This window comes from Rhodobacteraceae bacterium Araon29 (assembly GCA_039640505.1).
GTDB lineage: Bacteria > Pseudomonadota > Alphaproteobacteria > Rhodobacterales > Rhodobacteraceae > CABZJG01.
Genome location: CP046865.1, coordinates 3,518,857 through 3,535,105, shown reverse-complemented (window position 1 = coordinate 3,535,105; position 16,249 = coordinate 3,518,857). Strand labels below are relative to the sequence as shown.

Genomic DNA, 16,249 nt, shown 5'->3' with positions numbered 1-16,249 from the left:
ACATATCCTTGCAGGGGCCCTATGGCGCTTGATCACCATTTTTTGTTGCAGACCCCGGTTAAAAACTCGACAAAGGCATAATAGCCTGAAACAGAGTTTTAACGAAAGCCCTGTTGGCAAAAATTTGCGCAGAAAGTTGAAGCAAACGATGAAAAATCCGGTTGTGATGAGCGAAATATGGCGCGGCGCGTTTCTTGAAAGCGTCCATTACGGGCATGCAGTCATCTGTGATGATAGCGGGCAGGTGGTTAAAACATGGGGTGATCCGGATCAAATCATCCTGCCGCGCTCGTCGGTCAAGATGATCCAGGCACTGCCCTTAATCACATCAGGCGCCGCCGAAGCGCACCGGCTTGGACCCGAGCATTTGGCGTTGGCCTGTGCGTCGCACCAAGGCGCGGCGATCCACACAGACCGGGTGCAAAGCTGGCTTGCGGCGCTGGGAAAATCGGATGATGACTTTCGCTGCGGTGCGCAGATCCCCAATGACAAAGCCGCGCGGCATGATTTGCGCGACCAGGATGAAAGCCCGTGCCAGATGCATAATAACTGCTCTGGAAAGCACACTGGATTTTTGACGTTGGCAAAGCATTTAAAGGCTGGGCCTGAATATATTGATCCGGCCCATCCGGTGCAAAAAGCCTGTCTTGAAGCTTTTGAAATGACCACTGGCGCCGTCAGTCCGGGCTATGGTATCGACGGCTGCTCGGCGCCGAATTTTGCCGCAAAGCTGTGCGATGTGGCGCGGGCGATGGCGTGGTATGCTTCGGCGCAGGACCGGGCGGACAGTGCTTCCCAAGCAGCCCGCCGATTGGTCGAAGCCATGATGCTGCACCCCGAACTGGTCGCTGGCGAGGGCCGTACTTGTACGGATTTGATGCGCGCCATGTCGGGCGCCGCGGCAATAAAAACCGGGGCCGAGGGCGTGTTTGTGGCCATCCTGCCCGAACAGCGTCTAGGGGTGGCTTTGAAAATCACCGACGGCAATACCCGCGCCAGCAATTCGGCCATTGCCGCGCTGCTGTGCGCGCTTGGGGTGCTTTCGCCCGATCATCCGGCGGCGCAAAAATGGATGACACCGGCGATCACAAACTGGCGCGGCATTGAAACCGGTATGATCAAACCGGCTTCTGCCCTGACCTTATGATTGTTCTCTTTAACAAGCCGTTCAATGTGCTGTGCCAGTTCACTGATAATAGCGCGTCTGCCGAACGCCGCCAAACCCTAGCGGATTACATCAAAATTCCTGATGTCTATCCAGCCGGCCGGCTCGACCGGGACAGCGAAGGGCTGCTGGTTTTAACCGATGACGGGCGGCTGCAGGCGAAAATTGCAGACCCGAAGCACAAGCTGGAAAAAACCTATTGGGTGCAGGTGGAAGGCGCGCCGAACGACAGTGATCTGATGCCCTTGCGTCAAGGCGTTATGCTAAAAGACGGCGCCTGCCAGCCAGCCGAAGTGCGCTGCATTGCGCCGCCGGGCGGGCTTTGGCCGCGCACACCGCCGGTGCGCTTTCGCAAAACCGTTGCCGACAGCTGGCTTGAGATTACAATCCGTGAAGGCCGCAACCGGCAGGTCCGCCGGATGACTGCCGCCATCGGGTTGCCCACGCTGCGGCTTATACGCGCTCGGGTGGGACAGTGGCGTCTTGAGGGCATTGCAACAGGGCAGTACCGAGCCGAGGGCTAAAGTGCCGCGCAACATTTGCAACAGTGGCTAAGAGGCTTTGGAACGGGTGCAGGTGACTATGCCTAGACACCCTTTAGACTGTTATAAGCCCGCAGTATATTGAGATTGCGCAAGGTCACAATTGCGCGGCATTCCGACATCACGCCCTGCGACAATGGCGGCCAGTTGATCGGCCAGCCGCCATCCTCTTGTTGCTGGCTAATCATAAATTGCAGGTGTGGCTGAATCTCATCGTTTGAGAAAAAGCGTGTGGCCGGGCTTTTAGGGCTAGGCGCAAAGATCAAAGGCGAAAAGACATATTCCTCTGACTGTGGATCAAAACAAGTTGCGCCTCTGACGAGTTCTCGCAGCCCCTTAAATGCCTGCCCCGCGCGCTGCTGATCGGGATGCGCCGCAAGAAACGCCAAACCATTTTGAATGGAATGGGCGCTTGTGACCTGAAGCTGGTTTAGCGCATCCCAGCAAAAATCTTCCGCGTTCTTCATCCAGGGGTGGTCAAGGCCGGACTTCCATAGAAATGACAGGATTATGCCGGTCGGGTTGATCGAACTGGGCTGGCTGGACGCGCAGGCCCACCAAGCTGCGTGTGGCGCCGCTTCTACGGATTGATGTGAGAACGGCAAACCTCCATCAGCGTTTGTAAGATGATGCAGACTATCACAGATCGCTTCAAACCGGCCTCGGCTCGCACCAATTGCATCAAGAATTTCCATCGCGAATGCCTGATCAACCGGTTGCGGCGCCGATGCGCGTTTATCAGGTTCTAATCCGAACCCAAAAAGCCTATTGGCGTGTTGATAGCCACTTAAAGCACGCTCAACCATATCCGCTGCGCCGTCTTCAAACTGAAATGAAAAGAGATGACGTTCAATAAGTCTTGCGTTGGAATAAATAAAATCTCGGGCGCGGTTAAAATCGGGGTTCAGCATGATATCTTTCACGATCAGTGGTTCATAAAGGCAGGAGCACACGAATTCAGGCTTTCAGGCCGCCTGATACCCAAAAGGTGCCATCCAGTGACCGCTAAAAATTAAACCGCCCCAAGCCCCGCATCGAGCGCCGATAAAATCACGTCTACCTCGGCTTCGCTAATGGTTAGCGGCGGTGACATCAGGATATTGTTCATCCCCAGACGGACCATTGAGCCGGCCTCATAGGTGGCCTGATGCACGCGTTTCATTGCGTCCATATCCAGTGGTGCTTTAGCCGCGCGGTCGCTCACAAGCTCAAGCGCGGTCATAAGCCCTTCGCCGCCGCGCACATCGCCAACCACATCGTATTTTTCTTTAAGCTTTTGCACCCCTTGATAAAGCTGCGCGCCGCGCGCGGCGGCGTTGGTTTTGGTATCAAGCCGCAGGGTTTCCGACAGACAGGCGGTGACAGCTGCTGCGCCCACAGGATGCGCCGAATAGGTATAGCCGTGGAAAATGCCGCCATCCGCCGAGCGGTCGTTTTCAAACACCTCGGCCACCTGATCGCTCATCAGTGCCGCGCCCACTGGAAAATAGGCGCTGGTGATGCCTTTGGCCAAACTCATCATATCCGGCTTGACCCCCCAATGGCGTGCGCCGCTCCAATCGCCGGTGCGGCCAAAACCGGTGATCACCTCGTCCGAGATCATCAAAATCCCGTGGCGGGTGCAGACATCGCGCATCAGCCCCATGAATGAGGCATCGGGCACTATAACGCCGCCCGCGCCTTGGATCGGCTCCATAATAAAGGCGGCTATGGTTTTGGGGTCCTGAAAGGCCACTTCGTCCTCAAACGCGGCGGCGATGTTTTGCGCCAGCTTTGCAGGATCGGTTTCACCATATGGGTTGCGATAGGGATACGGGCTTGGCAGATGGAAACAGCCGGGCAAAAGCGGCTCGTAACTGATCCGGAAACGGTTGTTGCCATTCACGGATGCGCCGCCGAAATGCGTGCCGTGATAGCCCTTTTTTAGGGAAATGAACTTGGTGCGCGTGGGTTCGCCGCGCAGCCGGTGATACTGCCGCGCCAGCCGCAATGTGGTTTCTACCGCATCTGATCCGCCCGAGGTGAAAAACACCCGCGCCATGCCATCGTCGGCAAACATCTCGCGCACGGCGAGCGAGGCCTCAATCGCCGGGGGATTGGTCGAGCCTGCAAAGGCCGAATAATAGGGCAAATCATAAAGCTGTTTGGCAATCGCATCTTTGATCACATCATTGGAATATCCCAGATTGGCGCACCAAAGTCCGCCCACCGCATCCACCACGGAATGGCCGTCGATATCCGTGATCTTGACCCCTTCGGCGCCGGTTATAATTTTCGGCGGATTGGCAAGCGAGTCTGCCGGATGGCCCATTGGATGCCACAAATGCCGGGCGTTGTTCTCTTTGAGGAAGTTGTCGTCTTTCATGGGATCACCTGAGAAATATAATTTGATCAAAAGCTAGCACCGCGCTGGCGAGTCTGTCCAGTACGAATAGCAGCGGCAGGGGTCATGCAAACCATGGACAGCCTGCCCAACACCGTGTAATCAGCCAAGCCATGGCGGCTCCTAAATCTGACCCGAATTACAAAGTGATTGCCGAAAACCGGCGCGCGCGATTTGATTACGCAATCGAGGATGATCTTGAATGCGGGGTGGCGCTGTTTGGCTCTGAGGTGAAATCCCTGCGCGTCAACAGCAGCAATATTGCCGAAAGCTATGCTGAGGTGGATGAGGGCGAGCTGTGGTTGGTGAATTCCTACATTGCGCCCTATGAGCAGGCCAAAACCTTTGGTCATGAAGAACGCCGTCGCCGCAAGCTGTTGGTCAACCGCCGCGAATTGGCGCGGCTTTGGTCTGATACCCAGCGCAAGGGCATGACTTTGGTGCCGCTGGTGATGTATTTCAATCACCGCGGCAAGGTGAAACTAAAAATCGGTATCGCCAAGGGCAAAAAGAATCACGATAAGCGTGCAGATCAGGCCAAGCGCGATTGGGGCCGTCAGAAACAGCGCCTTCTGCGCCACGGCGACTAATTCCGCGGCGTCTTGCGGTTCAGCCGAGCGGCAAATTTAACCGCTACCCTTGCCACCGCGATCTCAGAGTAGTAGGGACAAAACAGCACAATTCGGGGGTCCCAATGGCAGTTGATGATCCAAAAACACTGGTTTCCACCGCGTGGCTTGCTGCGCATTTGAAAGATCCTGATCTGCGGGTTTTGGATGGCTCGTGGTATCTGCCCACAATGCAGCGCAACGCACGGGCCGAATTTGAGGCCGCGCATATCCCAGGAGCGCGGTATTTCGATATTGATGACATTAGCGATCACCGCTCGGAATTGCCGCATATGGTGCCGCCGGTGGAAAAATTCCTGTCGCGGATGCGCGCCATGGGGGTTGGCGATGGACATCAGGTGGTGATTTATGATGGCGCTGGGCTGTTTTCCGCCGCGCGGGTTTGGTGGCTGCTAAAATTGATGGGCCACACCGATGTTGCGGTTCTGGATGGCGGGTTTCCCAAATGGAAAGCCGAAGGTCACCCGACCGAAGATATGCCCCCGATTATCCGCGACCGCCATATGATGGTGCGCCGGCAAAACCAGATGGTCAAGGATGTCACCCAGGTGGCGGCGGCCTCAAAACTGGGCGATCATGAAATTATTGATGCCCGCGCCCCTGGGCGTTTTCGCGGCGATGAACCCGAGCCCCGCGAAGGGCTTCGGTCCGGTCATATTCCGGGATCCAAAAATGTTTATTTTCACAGCTTGCTGTCCCAAGACGGAACACTCAAAGACCCCGATGCGCTGCGCGCCATTTTCCAAGCGGCTGGTGTGGATTTAGCCAAGCCGGCGATCACAAGTTGTGGATCGGGGGTCACGGCCGCTGTTCTTAACCTTGCTTTGACCCAGATGGGCAAAACCGACCATGCGCTTTATGATGGCAGCTGGGCGGAGTGGGGGCAGTTCCCCATGGTGCCCGTCGCAACAGGAGACACCTGAATGTTTGAAACGCTCACCGCGCAACCAGCCGATAAAATACTCGCGCTGGTGCAGCTTTATCGGCAGGACCCAAGGCCCGAGAAAATTGATCTCGGGGTTGGGGTTTACAAAAATGCCGATGGCGTGACCCCGGTGATGCGTGCGATTAAAACCGCCGAGCAACAGCTTTGGCAGCAGGAAACCACCAAATCCTATGTCGGGCTGGTGGGCGATCCGGCGTTTTCCGATGTGATGGTTGATCTGGTTCTGGGCGACGCTGTTCCGCGCGCTGCGGTGGCGGCGGCGGCGATGCCGGGCGGTACCGGCGCGGTGCGTCAGGCGTTTGAAATGGCGCAGATGGCCAATCCGGATGTACGCGTGTTCGTGTCTGATCCCACATGGCCGAACCACCTTTCGATCTTGCGCCATTTGTCGATTGAAACCGTTCCTTACCGCTATTTTGATAGTGCCACACGCGGCGTTGATTTTGACGCCATGTGCACCGATCTGGCAAAGGCAAAAGCCGGTGATATCGTGCTGCTGCATGGCTGTTGTCACAACCCAACTGGGGCCAATTTAAACGCCGTGCAATGGCAGCAGGTGGTTGAGCTGCTGCAGAAAACCGGCGCCACGCCGATGATTGATATTGCCTATCAGGGCTTTGGCGAAGGGCTTGAGCAAGATGCCTCTGCCACCCGGCTTTTAGCCAGCGCGCTGCCCGAATGTTTAATCGCGGCCAGCTGTTCCAAGAACTTTGGCATTTACCGCGAGCGCACAGGCATTTTGATGGCGGTTTCGCAAGATCAAAGCGCACAGGCGCTGAACCAAGGCACATTGGCCTATCTCAACCGGCAGAATTTTTCGTTCCCGCCCGACCACGGTGCGCGGCTGGTGACCATGGTGCTCAGCGATGCAGAATTGCGCGCCGACTGGCAGGCCGAGCTGGAAGAGGTGCGTCTGTCCATGCTGGGGCTGCGCCAACAGCTGGCTGATGAGCTGCGCACGCTTTCCGGTTCGGACCGCTTTGGGTTTTTGGCCGAGCATCGGGGGATGTTTTCGCGGCTGGGCACCACACCGGATAAAGTGGACGCGCTGCGCGAAAAACACGCGGTTTACATGGTGGGCGACAGCCGGCTGAACATCGCCGGTCTGAATTCAGCAACCATTCCGGTTCTGGCCAAAGCCATCATCGACTGCGGGATTTAATCTGCATCCTGTCGTCCGGCGCGATTGAATGCCGAGTACATCTATCGATAGGGCCGGTTTCGAAGGCATTAAACACTAGACTTAATTGGCCTAAACCCAGTCAGCTCCTCACGTGACTGGCAGCGCCGGCAAAATTGCCCCAGTGATCCAAAAAATCTGCTTTATAAACTGATTTTATTCGACCGAGTAAAACCCAGCCGGTCCCTCGCTATCTCGTGAATGGCTCACCTTAAAGCTCTTGGTTGCGCCTCTGCCTCTGCATTCCACCTCCCAAATTTCTATAAACCTGATGGTTGGTTGGACAAAGATTGGCAGTCCGGTCGAGTCAATAACGGATTTTTCATCCAAACTGATTGATATGGGCCTGATGTCTCGGCAACCCATCCGATAAGATAGCGTATCAAGCAAACGGCGCTGTGTCATTGGCCCTGCATAGGTTTCAAGAGTAGTGCCCGATAAAATGAAGGGGCTATCATAAATCCATGGAAGGGAGGTATAGTCACTAAGATACTTTTGGAATTCTTGTGACTTCAGTATTTCCATTGGTCGCTTTAAATTTTTAGGACATTTTTGCCGAAAAATTTTAAGGTTTTTTGGTCCTCGGGTAATCTGCGGATCTTGGGAAATCAAGGTTATGTAATCAGCAACTCCCTTGCGCGCGTCCTCTTCTTTTCGGCCAAGAGCGATAGCTCGCATGTACAAAGCCTCGGATAAGGCAATAAAAGCGGCATCAATGGCTGCCTGTTTGTCGCCTGTGCTGTCTTCAAACTTGCAATGTTTCAATTGTGCGTTTGTAATTGCGATCAACTCAAGGACTGGTCGGATCGATGGCGCGAGGTCCCGAGCGAAAACAGTGTTTGCGTGAAATGCCAAGATTAGAATTAGAATAGAACGATAAACCAATAGATTTTTTCCAATAAAAAATTATGAATATAGCTTCACTGTCCATGATGTTTGCTAAGATTGCAAGCCCAGCATATTTATTGCTCCTTTCAGCCTTTGAGGATCTGAAAGCACAATTACAAATTTTCATCGATAACGGCTATCTTCTGTTCCAAGGTGTTCTCTTGTAGTCAATATTCAATCAAAGAGTTTTTAGGGGGCAAATCCTATGGCGGTTAACACCAAAATTTTGAGGCTGATCTTGCTCCATCACTTATCCCTCAAGAGGGTAATATACTTGGGTAATTTAGCCCCGAATTTGGGGTTATGTTGGTATCAATTGTTATAAGTTTGGTGGCAGTGAACATGGGCAGCGAAGGTCTTCGTAATTTGGAGAATGCGGTCAACCAGGTGGTGCAAACTGCAGCCGCAGTTAAGCAATTTTCAGAGTAAAAAACTGCTCAGCTTGTTTTGGGTCAGGTGAGCAATTGACTAATTTAAGAGAGGGAATAAGAGCGTTGTTCGAACCAGGTGTGAAACCAGTCTAGCCTTCGAGGTGTCTTATTTTAGGTCCTGAGAGATGTCCCAAAAAGAGCCCTAACTTTTTATGAAGTAAATCGCTGTTCTACCAAAATCCTTAAACCGTCAATGTCGCCGCGACGGCGGATTTCCAGCGGGTGTAGGCAGCGGCGCGCTCTTGCTCTGCCATCTTAGGGGTAAAGCGCTGCTCAAGCGCCCAGTTGGCGGCAAATTCGGCCTGACCTTGATAGACGCCCACCTGCATGCCGGCCAGCCACGCGGCCCCCATGGCGGTGGTTTCCAGCACTTTGGGTCTGTCTACCGGCGCGCCGATAATATCGGCCAGATATTGCATGGTCCAGTTGCTTGCCGACATGCCGCCATCCACGCGCAGCACCGCATCGCCCGCCCCTGCGGCCCCGTCGGCGCGCATTGCTTCAAGCAGGTCGCGGGTTTGCAGCCCGACGCTTTGCAGCGCCGCGCGGGCGAACTCTGCCGCGCCGGAATTGCGCGTCAGCCCATAGACCGCGCCGCGGCATTCTGCATTCCAATAGGGCGCGCCAAGGCCGGTAAAGGCGGGCACCATCACCAAATCCTGCGATGGATCGGCGGTTTCGGCCAGGCCCTGAGTTTCGGCGGCCGTGCCGATGATTTTTAGCCCGTCGCGCAGCCATTGCACCACAGCGCCGGCAATAAAGATTGACCCTTCCAGCGCATAGGTGGGCTTGCCATCCAGCTGATAGGCGATGGTGGTCAGCAGCCGGTTTTGTGACTGCACCGGCGCATCGCCCGTATTCAGCAGCGCAAAACAGCCCGTCCCATAGGTAGATTTCAACATACCGGGTTCAAAACAGGCCTGCCCCACGGTGGCCGCCTGTTGATCGCCGGCGACACCGCGAATGGCGATTGCGCCGCCAAAGAGCGCCGCTTCGGTTTCACCAAAATCATCGGCGCAGTTCTTAACCTCGGGCAGCATGGCCATGGGGATATCAAGCAGCTCGCAAATCTCGGGGCTCCAAGCGCCGCGGTGGATATCATAAAGCAGCGTGCGCGCGGCGTTGGTGGCGTCGGTGGCATGCAGGCGCCCGCTGGTCAGCCGCCAGATCAGATAGCTGTCGACCGTGCCAAAGAGCAGATCACCATCGGCCGCTTTCTGCCGCGCGCCCTCAACAGTGTCGAGGATCCATTTCACCTTGGTGCCGGAAAAATAGGGATCGAGCAAAAGACCGGTTTGCGCGGTGAACATCGGCTCATGGCCGCCGCTGCGCAGGGCCTCGCAAATATCGGCTGTGCGGCGGTCTTGCCAGACGATCGCCTTATGGATCGCTTGGCCGGTGTTTTTATCCCAGATCACCGTGGTTTCGCGCTGGTTGGTAATGCCAATGGCGGCGATATCACTTGCGCTTAGCCCTGCGCTTTCAAGCGCCTTGCGGCAGGTCGAGATCGTGGTTGACCAAAGGTCTTCGGCCTCATGTTCGACCCAGCCGCTGGCGGGAAAATGCTGTTCAAACTCTTCTTGGGCGCTGGCAATCGGGGTCATGGACTGATCAAATACGATCGCGCGGCTCGATGTTGTGCCTTGGTCAATGGCGAGGATATGGGTCATGTCAGCACCTTTTTAGATTTGTTGCGGTAAATTCAGCCGATTTCTTGATCGAGCGCAACCGGTTTTGCTTTGCGTTTTGGTGTCTTTTTGGATTTGCCCAGAGGATCACTAAAGAACTTATCAAGGTCTGCAACCTCGTCTTTCGACAGGCGCAGCCCCAGTTTTGAGCGCCGCCAGATCATGTCCTCAGTGGTTTTGGTATATTCGTTGGCGATGGACCAGCGCAGTTCTTGCTCGGTTAAGGTGGCGCCGAAATCACGCCCAAGATCGGCAGCAGTTTTTGCTGTGCCCAGCATATCCCAGGCCTCGGTGCCATAAGCCCGAAGCAGCCGCTGCGCCCAACGCGGGGTTAAGAACGGATAATCCCGTTCGAGCTGTTCAAGCTTTTTTTGTACATCTTTTACTGCAAAATCACCGCCCGGCAGGGGAACGCCCGCAGTCCACGGGCCTGGCAAGTTGGGGAAAAATGGCGCGATTTCCACCAAGGCATTTTCGGCCAGTTTGCGGTAGGTGGTGATTTTGCCGCCAAAGACATTCAATATGGGCGCGGTGCCATCCGGTTGGTTGACCGTCAGTACATAATCTCGGGTGGCCGCCGTGGCCGAACTGGCCCCGTCATCATAAAGCGGGCGCACGCCGGAATAGCTCCAGACCACGTCTTCTTTTGTAACGGGTTTGGCAAAATACTCCGAGGCAAAACCCAGCAGATAATCACGCTCTTCCGCGCTGCATTCGGGGCGGGTATCGGGGTCGCTATGATCCTGATCGGTAGTGCCGATCAGGGTGTAATCCTGTTCATAGGGAATGGCAAAGATAATCCGTCCATCACTGCCTTGAAAGAAATAGCTTTTGTCATGTTCAAAGAGTTTGCGGGTGACAATATGACTGCCGCGCACCAGACGTACGCCTTCGGATGAATTAATCCCCGCCGTCTGATGAATGATGTTTTCGACCCAGGGTCCACCGGCATTGACCAACATCTTTGCCTGAACGGTCTCAGATGTGCCGCTCTGGCTGTCTTCGAAACTAATGTGCCACAACTCGCCCACCCGTTCGGCTTTGGTAACGGCGCTGCGGCTGCGCATGGTACCGCCGCGCTGCTCGGCGTCGCGGGCGTTGAGCAAAACCAACCGGCTGTCTTCAATCCAGCAATCTGAATATTCAAAGCCTTTTGCAAATTTTTCCTGCAACGGCTTGCCCACCGGATCGCGGTGCAAATCCAATGTGGCCGTGCCGGGTAGAATGTCGCGCCCCCCCAGCGTGTCGTATAAAAACAACCCCAAACGGATCAACCACGCAGGTCTGCGCCCCCGCAGCCATGGCATGAACCGCACCAACAGCCGTGAAGTTGGCGTTTCGGTATCAAACCGCATGCCTTTGTAAAGCGGTAGAACAAAGCGCATTGGCCAGCTGATATGCGGCATCGCTTTGAGCAGAACCTCGCGTTCAATCAAGGCTTTGCGCACCAGATCAAACTCGAAATATTCCAAATACCGCAGCCCGCCATGAAACAGCTTGGTTGAGGCCGATGAAGTGGCACCGCCAAAGTCATTCATTTCGGCTAGCATGACACGCAGGCCGCGACCGGCAGCATCGCGGGCAATGCCGCAGCCATTGATGCCGCCGCCAATGATAAAAAGATCATAGGGTTCGGTATTGGAAAGCTCGGACACGGTTGGCTCCTTTTAAAAATTGGCCGCCAAGGTACTAGCGCCAACGCTCACATAAAAATAATCGGTTTAACGTCCATATACGCGCGATTTTGTTCGAATTAAAGCTAAAAAGCACAATATCGAACACAAACGACCATAAAGTGCCGCTTTTTCCGCGCTGGCGGCCGGTTTGCGCTTGACCAGATGAGCCGGGGTGTGATGTCTAACTTAAAACCGGAGCTTTCATGTCACAGACCTTCCGCCATCCCGATATTCTTGAAATTGCCCAGAGCCAAGGCAAAGTCACGGTTGAGGGGTTGGCCGAGCATTTTGGCGTCAGCCTTCAAACTATCCGCCGTGATCTCAGCGATCTGGCCGAAACCGGTCAGTTAGAGCGGGTGCATGGCGGCGCGATTGTGGCCTCGGGTACGGTGAATATCGCCTATAGTCAGCGCCGCGAGCTGAATGCCGAGGCGAAGGCCTCTATTGCGGCAAAATGTGCAGCGCATATACCGTCGGATTGTTCGGTGTTTTTGAACATCGGCACTACCACCGAAGCGGTGGCTAAGGCGCTGCTGGATCATAGCAATCTGATGGTGGTGACCAATAACATCAATGTGGCGTCTATTTTGGCGGCCAATAATAGCTGCGAAATTATACTGGCGGGTGGGGTGCTACGGCGTAAAGATGGCGGGCTTGTTGGTACATTGACCCAGCAAAGCATTGAGCGCTTTAAAGTGGATTATGCCGTGATCGGCTGTTCGGCCTTGGATGAGGACGGGGATCTGCTGGATTTTGATCTGCAAGAGGTGGGTGTCAGCCAGACCATCATTGAACAGGCGCGGCAGACATTTTTGGTGGCCGATAAGTCAAAATTCCAACGCAGCGCGCCGGTGCGGATCACATCACTCAAAGGGCTTTCAGCCATGTTCACCGATGCTGCGGTTGCGCCTGCCTTGGCAGAACGATGCGCGGCTTGGGACACAGCGGTTCATCTTTGCCCCTAGGGGCATTCATTGAATATTAGGCTCGCCCTGCAATCCCAGCAGTTTGCGAAATCCGGTCCAGTATCCGGGCAAACGCGGCGGCTTTTTTAGACTGGCAAGCGCCGCGTCCGACCAGCGCGGCATTTGACTTTGGGCAAAATCACGCCCCCAGCTTAAAAACGCTTCGGCATCATCGGGGCGCAGCCGGCAGGCGCTGCCGACCAATCCGACCAGAGTTTCGGACGGTGAATACCATTCATCCTGAATGCCAGTGACTTTTTGCTTAAGCATTGGCCCGACCCAGCGCATCAGCCGTTTTTCGGAAAACTGCAACAGCATTTCGCCCATCTCATCGCGCGTATAACCAATCAGCGGGGGAAAGGTGTCAAAAAACATCGCCTGCCCGTCCACAATGGCAAAGTTGCGAATTGAGGGATGAAATCCAACGCGGCCATCATTCTCTTCAAGCGTATTCCAGAAACCCGCGATTACATCGCCCGCGGCTGCCATCAGCTTTAGGGCGTTTTGCCGATCTGCGGCGATCAATTGCGGGCGCATCATGCTGCGCGCATCAAGGGCTTGTTGTACCACCACCGGCGTGCGTTGGCCGCCGAGATCAAGCAGGTGAAATTCGGTTTCCGGCAATCCAACATTAGTGCGCTGCAAAAGCATAACATAGTCATCATGCGCCTGTGCCAAACGATCAAGCGCGGCCACGTCGGCCAAGCTGCGATAGACTTTGATCACTTGATCCGACAGCGGTCCGTTTTGAGGCCGAAACGGCGCACAAAAATAGCCCAGCTTGGAAATTGGCTGGCCGCGTGCCGCACGATCTTTGATGATCGTTTTGCTCAGCTCGTCGGGATCGGTCATCACGCGCCTCTTAATATCTGCCTGTGGCGCTATACTTGGTTGCAGGGCTGTTGACCAGAGCCTGCGGTCAGCGATCACATCTGATTTTAATCCCCATCTTGCCTTTCACGGCTTCGGGCCAGTTCAGATTGACACGATCTCTTGCTGAGCCCTTTTCCAGAGTCACATAGGGCATGTTATAGGTTTTCTGATTTGAGGAAGACTTTATTTCACTTTTTGCCACCAGCGCTTCGACATCGCGTGCATATCCGCCAAAGGGCAGTTGCCCATCGGTTTCAATAGACCAGACGGATGAGGCGGAATTTTGTGAGTGGCTCAGGCGCAAAGGGTTTTGGCTTCGGGTTTTTATATTGTTAAAATTATTGCCCATAAACTGAATATGCCACAAACGGGTGCGGTCAATATCTGCATAGCTGGTGTCGATGCGTTCCACCCGGTCGATGGTGCCGTTGATAGAGCGGAAAGTATTGCCATTGACCGATAGATTGGAAATCCCGTGGCCGCTACCAAACGGTTTTACCACAAGATACGCGAACCAATCGGCGACATTACCGCTTAAAAACACATTGTCGCTCACGGAAAGTGCGGAAAAGCCAAAACCTGAGGTGAAATCCGGTGTGGGATCATGTTCATTGGTCCATTCCAAAAAGCAATTGTCCACATAATTGCCAACAACAGTGGTGGCGGTATTTGATTTGGTCATGGCCAACCCGGCAAGCCGGATACCGTTGGCTACACCATCACCTTGATAGAAATGATTGCCGCTGACGATATTGTTAGATCCGCTGAGTATGGCGAAATGGCGAAACTGCGAGGCCCAGTTTTCGCGCAGCTTAACATCATTGCCATTGGCATTGATTGCTATACTGATGCGGTCTTGGGATTTTGTATTCGGTTCGGCAGTCATAAAATGACAGCGATCCACCAGCATACCCTGACAGGCGGTCCCAATTGAGGTTAATCCGCGGTATTTGGGCCTCGTGATGAAACAATCTTTGATATGAAAGACATACCCAGTTCGCGCCAACATTATCCCACTGGCTTTGCTGTTGCATTGAAATTCGATGTTTTGCAAAGAAAACTTCGACAGCTTTTCGAAGCCACTGAAATCCAGCAAATATTTAAACCGCGTAAAGTTAAAATTCTGGGTGCCATCCGCGTCAAAAAGTCCTTCGGATAAAGTCACTTCCTGCGCCGCAACATTTTTCGATTTGACGTAAATTTCGCGCCCAACACCGTGACCTTCCACCAAGGCACCGACCGGAATATTCGCAATATCCACCACATTTTTCAAAACTTTCGGAGTGTTTTGACTGTAGGTCGCAACCGAATTAACAACTTCATTTTCCCATGCAGTGTCACCTTGGGCATAAAACTGACCGTTTCGGATCACCCGGCGCTGGGCATATTCGGTCCGGTTGGACACTGCCGCCTGCATATCAATCGGTTCTGAAACGGCAATGCTGCGTCCGCTCAAATCAAGCGAGTCGTGATCGCCGCTGTTAAGCAACGCCTGAAAGGCCTTTTTAAAGGCCAGCTCTTCTGATTTGAACGCATCAATATAGGTGGACAGATTATAGGATTTGCTGAGCACCAAAGGCGCATCATCCGGCATCACAAGCTGCCCCTGAATTTGCACTGGTGCGCTGAGTGACAGGCCGCGGGTGATGTGATAGATTCCCTCGGGCACCAGCAATTGACGCCCGTTTGCCGCCTGATCAGCGGCCACAAAAGCGTTGTAATTGTCAGTTTGATCATCGCCCAAGGCGCCGTAATCGCGCACATCCACCACATTGATCATTTCGCGGTGAAACAGACCGGTCACATCTTGGATTTCAAAGTCGTCAATTCGAACAATGCCGCCACTGGCACCGGTTAAATCAAGACCGAAATGCCCGTATGTCGGCTCAGAGCCCCACACCATATCGACCCCATCACGCAGTCCCGGCCCGACAATGGCGGAAATTTCAACCACTTCTCCTGCTGCGCTGAGCGCCACAGACGGCCCAATTTGGGTAGCAGCACTGACCCAAGCATCACTATCGTTGCCGGCCCATCCGGCAATCCGAACTGCAGGCAGGTTGCCGGTCACCGATTTGATCCGGGTGCTTATCCGCAGATATGTTTCCGGCCGCATCGGGGTTTTAGCAAAAGCCCGCAATTTTTGCACCGATCGGGTTTTGATCAGCTCAAGGCAGCCGGAAAAATCGCTGTCATTGGGCACATAGGCAGCCTCGGACACTGCGCCATAGCTCTCCGAGCCAGACGTACCATCGCCGTTTGACCAATTGGCAAGGCCGGCTTTAAACGCAGGGGGTGAAAAATTGGGAAGAGTGGAGCTTGATATGCTCATGCAGGGCCTCTTTGGTTGACGGTTTCACGTCAGCCTAGTCGGCCCTGCTTAATGATTGATTTTAGCTCCGTACGCTGCTCAGTAGCGTTAGGCGCTGAACTCTGCAGGGTTGATGAATTGCACGCCTGAAATTTTCCAGCCTTTACTGGTACTGACCACAAAATATCTCAGGTAATGAACTTTGCCGGATTGGTCGACGATTTGAAGTGACTGGATAAGCCCTGCAGGCGTACTTTCAAAATCCAGAAACCGAACATCTTTTGGTCGCCAGACCATGGGATAGCCGCGCTGTACCATTTTGCCAAAGTTTTCAGGCGTGCCAAACATCGAGCGGATCGATGGGCTGGCATAGGTAAAGGCGGCCACAAAATCATCTTGTTGAAAGGCTTCGATTTGGCCATTGATTATGGCTTGCACGTCCTCTTTTTCTCCGGCGGCAAGCGGAGAGCCCAATATTACTATAAACCACAAAATTGCAAATATACGCATCACGTCATCCTCTTTGATGACCATGAGGTAGAACGCCGCCAGTGAAAATCAATTTTCGGTCT

At 54.1% G+C, this 16,249-nt stretch carries 14 protein-coding genes; 6 read left to right on the top strand and 8 right to left on the bottom strand.

The features are described 5' to 3' along the window. Window positions 1-148: 148 nt before the first annotated feature. Window positions 149-1,147, top strand: coding sequence for an asparaginase (locus tag GN278_17140; GenBank protein XAT62341.1), 999 nt, complete (start codon window positions 149-151; stop codon window positions 1,145-1,147). Continuing rightward, window positions 1,144-1,689 (top strand): pseudouridine synthase, encoded by a 546-nt coding sequence (locus GN278_17135; protein ID XAT62340.1) that lies wholly within the window; start codon window positions 1,144-1,146, stop codon window positions 1,687-1,689. Before GN278_17140 ends, GN278_17135 begins: the two co-directional genes overlap by 4 nt. A 62-nt stretch (window positions 1,690-1,751) precedes the next feature. Here the strand turns inward: GN278_17135 and GN278_17130 are convergent, their stop codons facing one another. Further along, entirely contained in the window at window positions 1,752-2,630 is an 879-nt protein-coding gene (locus tag GN278_17130) for a hypothetical protein (protein ID XAT62339.1), read from the bottom strand. Window positions 2,631-2,719: 89 nt separating this feature from the next. Further along, on the bottom strand, window positions 2,720-4,072 hold the full coding sequence (locus tag GN278_17125) for an aminotransferase class III-fold pyridoxal phosphate-dependent enzyme (GenBank protein ID XAT62338.1): 1,353 nt from the start codon (window positions 4,070-4,072) through the stop codon (window positions 2,720-2,722). Between the two features lie 131 nt (window positions 4,073-4,203). On the opposite strand from GN278_17125, the gene smpB reads away from it, so the two are divergent. The 3 genes from smpB to GN278_17110 all read left to right on the top strand — a co-directional run bounded on the left by smpB (window position 4,204) and on the right by GN278_17110 (window position 6,827). Next, window positions 4,204-4,680, top strand: a complete 477-nt coding sequence (gene smpB / locus GN278_17120) for an SsrA-binding protein SmpB (protein XAT62337.1) — start codon at window positions 4,204-4,206, stop codon at window positions 4,678-4,680. Between the two features lie 104 nt (window positions 4,681-4,784). Next, the gene (gene sseA / locus GN278_17115; protein XAT62336.1) at window positions 4,785-5,642 is read left to right on the top strand and encodes a 3-mercaptopyruvate sulfurtransferase; all 858 of its coding nucleotides are present in this window, start codon (window positions 4,785-4,787) and stop codon (window positions 5,640-5,642) included. Next, window positions 5,643-6,827 carry an aminotransferase class I/II-fold pyridoxal phosphate-dependent enzyme gene (locus tag GN278_17110; GenBank protein XAT62335.1) on the top strand — a complete coding sequence of 395 codons (1,185 nt, stop codon included), beginning with the start codon at window positions 5,643-5,645 and terminating at the stop codon, window positions 6,825-6,827. It abuts the gene before it with no gap. Window positions 6,828-7,001: 174 nt separating this feature from the next. On the opposite strand, the gene GN278_17105 is transcribed toward GN278_17110, so the two are convergent. The 3 genes from GN278_17105 to GN278_17095 all read right to left on the bottom strand — a co-directional run bounded on the left by GN278_17105 (window position 7,002) and on the right by GN278_17095 (window position 11,507). Beyond that, window positions 7,002-7,730, bottom strand: a complete 729-nt coding sequence (locus GN278_17105) for a hypothetical protein (GenBank protein ID XAT62334.1) — start codon at window positions 7,728-7,730, stop codon at window positions 7,002-7,004. A 616-nt stretch (window positions 7,731-8,346) separates the two neighbouring features. Then, window positions 8,347-9,834, bottom strand: coding sequence for a glycerol kinase GlpK (glpK, locus tag GN278_17100; GenBank protein XAT62333.1), 1,488 nt, complete (start codon window positions 9,832-9,834; stop codon window positions 8,347-8,349). 32 nt (window positions 9,835-9,866) lie between these two features. Further along, window positions 9,867-11,507, bottom strand: coding sequence for a glycerol-3-phosphate dehydrogenase (locus tag GN278_17095; protein XAT62332.1), 1,641 nt, complete (start codon window positions 11,505-11,507; stop codon window positions 9,867-9,869). 224 nt (window positions 11,508-11,731) lie between these two features. Here GN278_17095 and GN278_17090 point away from each other — a divergent pair, with 224 nt between their 5' ends. After that, entirely contained in the window at window positions 11,732-12,493 is a 762-nt protein-coding gene (locus tag GN278_17090) for a DeoR family transcriptional regulator (GenBank protein ID XAT62331.1), read from the top strand. 6 nt (window positions 12,494-12,499) lie between these two features. On the opposite strand, the gene GN278_17085 is transcribed toward GN278_17090, so the two are convergent. The 3 genes from GN278_17085 to GN278_17075 form a co-directional block, all read right to left on the bottom strand. Continuing rightward, entirely contained in the window at window positions 12,500-13,345 is an 846-nt protein-coding gene (locus tag GN278_17085; protein XAT62330.1) for a hypothetical protein, read from the bottom strand. A gap of 67 nt (window positions 13,346-13,412) precedes the next feature. Beyond that, entirely contained in the window at window positions 13,413-15,698 is a 2,286-nt protein-coding gene (locus GN278_17080; GenBank protein ID XAT62329.1) for a right-handed parallel beta-helix repeat-containing protein, read from the bottom strand. Between the two features lie 87 nt (window positions 15,699-15,785). Then, window positions 15,786-16,187, bottom strand: a complete 402-nt coding sequence (locus tag GN278_17075) for a DUF4864 domain-containing protein (protein XAT62328.1) — start codon at window positions 16,185-16,187, stop codon at window positions 15,786-15,788. Window positions 16,188-16,249 lie beyond the last annotated feature (62 nt).

What these genes read in the sequence shown, in the direction of transcription:
- GN278_17140 (XAT62341.1), top strand. Translation starts at nt 149, where the DNA reads ATGAAAAATCCGGTTGTGATGAGCGAAATATGGCGCGGCGCGTTTCTT.
- GN278_17135 (XAT62340.1), top strand. Translation starts at nt 1,144, where the DNA reads ATGATTGTTCTCTTTAACAAGCCGTTCAATGTGCTGTGCCAGTTCACT.
- GN278_17125 (XAT62338.1), bottom strand. Translation starts at nt 4,072, where the DNA reads ATGAAAGACGACAACTTCCTCAAAGAGAACAACGCCCGGCATTTGTGG.
- smpB (XAT62337.1), top strand. Translation starts at nt 4,204, where the DNA reads ATGGCGGCTCCTAAATCTGACCCGAATTACAAAGTGATTGCCGAAAAC.
- sseA (XAT62336.1), top strand. Translation starts at nt 4,785, where the DNA reads ATGGCAGTTGATGATCCAAAAACACTGGTTTCCACCGCGTGGCTTGCT.
- GN278_17110 (XAT62335.1), top strand. Translation starts at nt 5,643, where the DNA reads ATGTTTGAAACGCTCACCGCGCAACCAGCCGATAAAATACTCGCGCTG.
- glpK (XAT62333.1), bottom strand. Translation starts at nt 9,834, where the DNA reads ATGACCCATATCCTCGCCATTGACCAAGGCACAACATCGAGCCGCGCG.
- GN278_17090 (XAT62331.1), top strand. Translation starts at nt 11,732, where the DNA reads ATGTCACAGACCTTCCGCCATCCCGATATTCTTGAAATTGCCCAGAGC.
- GN278_17085 (XAT62330.1), bottom strand. Translation starts at nt 13,345, where the DNA reads ATGACCGATCCCGACGAGCTGAGCAAAACGATCATCAAAGATCGTGCG.
- GN278_17080 (XAT62329.1), bottom strand. Translation starts at nt 15,698, where the DNA reads ATGAGCATATCAAGCTCCACTCTTCCCAATTTTTCACCCCCTGCGTTT.
- GN278_17075 (XAT62328.1), bottom strand. Translation starts at nt 16,187, where the DNA reads ATGCGTATATTTGCAATTTTGTGGTTTATAGTAATATTGGGCTCTCCG.